Annotated in this window: 3 protein-coding genes; all 3 read left to right on the top strand. The window is 65.0% G+C overall.

The features are described from left to right. Positions 1-435 (top strand): pyruvate kinase (locus OXG98_04805; GenBank protein MCY3771323.1); only part of this gene is annotated, 435 nt, incomplete at its 5' end. Continuing rightward, a complete protein-coding gene (locus OXG98_04800; protein MCY3771322.1) occupies positions 389-1,261 on the top strand; it encodes a pyruvate kinase in 873 nt (290 codons plus the stop codon). The genes OXG98_04805 and OXG98_04800, both read left to right, overlap by 47 nt. Positions 1,262-1,325: 64 nt before the next feature. Continuing rightward, positions 1,326-2,294 (top strand): sodium-coupled permease (locus OXG98_04795; protein MCY3771321.1); only part of this gene is annotated, 969 nt, incomplete at its 3' end.

Genomic DNA, 2,294 nt, shown 5'->3' with positions numbered 1-2,294 from the left:
GCCGCGGACGAACACCGCAAGCCCGTTGCGATTCTCCAGGATCTGCCCGGCCCGAAAATCCGCATCGGCACGTTTCAGAACGGTCCCGTTCACCTGGTCGCAGGCGAGGGATTCACCCTGACTACCGAACCGGTGCCGGGAGATCGGGCCAGGGTGTCGGTGAACTACGCACGCCTGGCGGACGAAGTCCGGCCGGGACAGCGCCTGTTGCTGGCCGACGGCCTGGTCGAACTGGGTATCGAGGCCGTGGAACCGCCCGATATAAGATGCAAGGTACTTCTCGGCGGACCGCTCTCCGATCACAAGGGCGTCGCCGTGCCGCGCGGCGCACCGGGTATCGCCGCCTTCACGGAAGAGGACCGGGAACTGCTGCTGGAAGGGGCTCGATATGGGCGTGGACATGGCCGCCCTGTCCTTTGTCCGAAGCCAGGATGACGTGGCGAGTGCGCGTAAGCTACTGGACAGCCGGGGATCGAGCCTGCCCTTGATGGCGAAGACCGAGAAACCGGAGGCCGTGGATGCGCTGGACGACATCCTGCCGGCCGTGGATGCACTCATGGTCGCGCGAGGGGGTCTGGGCGTGGAAATCCCGTACCAGGATGTGCCGCTGGTGCAGAAAGATATCATAACACAGGCCCTTCGCGCCGCGCTTCCGGTCGTCACGGCAACGCAAATGCTGCGGTCCATGGTCGAGAGTCCCAGGCCCACGCGCGCCGAGGCCGCCGACGTGGCCAATGCCGTGCTCGACGGCTCGGACGCCGTGATGCTCTCGGAGGAGAGCGCCACCGGCGCCTATCCGGTGGAAGCCGTGCGCGCGCTGGCAGCTATAGCGGAGCAGGCCGAGGGGAGGATGTTCCGGCGAACGACACATGGAAACCAGGAGCGGTGCGGGATTCCCGGAGTTTCGGAGGCGATCAGCCACACATCCTGCGTGCTGGCCCTGGAAGCGGGAGCGAAGGCCATTGTCTGCTGCACGCGATCGGGTCACACCGCCCGGTTGGCGGCGCGGCACCGTATCAGCGTTCCGATCATCGCCGTAAGTCCCGAAGAGGAAACCGTCCGCGGACTCGCCCTGGTCTGGGGCGTCAAACCGGTGCTATGCGACGAGTTTGCCACGACGGACGGGATGATCCGCACGTCCCTCGACGCGGGCAGGCAGGCCGGTGGGCTCAGCCGGGGAGATCACATCGTCATCGTCGGCGGATCGCCATCGGCGGGACCCGGCCATACGGACTTCCTCCGGGTTGCCGCCGTGCCCTAGCCGAACGCGCTGCCCGTCGTCCTGTAGATACATTGTATACACTTATTGTAGGAAGTGAGGCGCCATGCCCTCCGGCGGACTGACTTTCGTCGACTGGACCATCATCGTAGGATACGCCCTCGCGACCATCGCGCTGGGTTACTACTACAGCCGCAGGCAAAGCACGGTCCGTGAGTATTTTACCGGCGGGGGGCGCATGCCGCCGACGCTGATCGGCTTCTCGCTGTTCGCTACCCTGCTCAGTACCATCTCCTACCTGTCCATTCCGGGCGAGGCCATAGGCAAGGGGCCCGTCTGGATGCTCAACTATCTGACGATTCCGATCATCTTCCTGGTGGTGGGCTACGGACTGATTCCCGTTTACATGCGGACGCGCGTGACGAGCGCCTATGAACTGCTGGAGGACAGGCTCGGCCTGGGCATCCGCCTGCTTGGCGCGGTGATGTTCATCCTGCTCCGGCTGGTCTGGATGGCCCTGTTGATCTACCTGTCCGCCAAGGCCATGACCGTCATGCTGGGCGTGGGCGATGACTGGATCCCCGTCATTACGCTGGTTACCGGGCTCGTCGCGGTCATTTACACGTCGCTGGGCGGCCTGCGGGCAGTCGTAATCACCGACACGCTTCAGACCCTGCTCATGCTCGGAGGCGCCATACTGGTCATCGTCACGGTTACCATGCATTTCGACGGATTCGGCTGGATTCCGAGCTCTTGGCAGCCCCACTGGGACGCACAGCCCGTCTTCAGCCTGGACCCGTCCGTGCGCCTGACCGTAATCGGGTCCATGATGGCGTCCATGACGTGGGCTATCGCCACGGCCGGGGGCGACCAGACCGTGGTGCAGCGTTTCATGGCGACCACCGACGCCCGCGCGGCCAGGCGGTCCTACCTGACCCAGCAACTGGTGGGACTCTGCATCGGGGTTACCCTGTGGGTCGCGGGTTTCGCGCTCCTCGGCTTCTTCCAGGCCCAACCCGATCTGCTCCCCGCCGGCGCCGACCTGGACGGACAGGCGGACCATGTTTTCCCACAC

It is taken from the genome of Gemmatimonadota bacterium, assembly GCA_026706345.1.
In the GTDB taxonomy this organism is placed as follows: Bacteria; JAAXHH01; JAAXHH01; order JAAXHH01; family JAAXHH01; genus JAAXHH01.
Note: the sequence above shows the minus strand (reverse complement) of the source record. Positions and strands in the feature narration are given on the sequence as shown.

Coding starts and splice junctions, on each gene's coding strand:
- OXG98_04800 (MCY3771322.1), top strand. CDS start 389: ATGGGCGTGGACATGGCCGCCCTGTCCTTTGTCCGAAGCCAGGATGAC.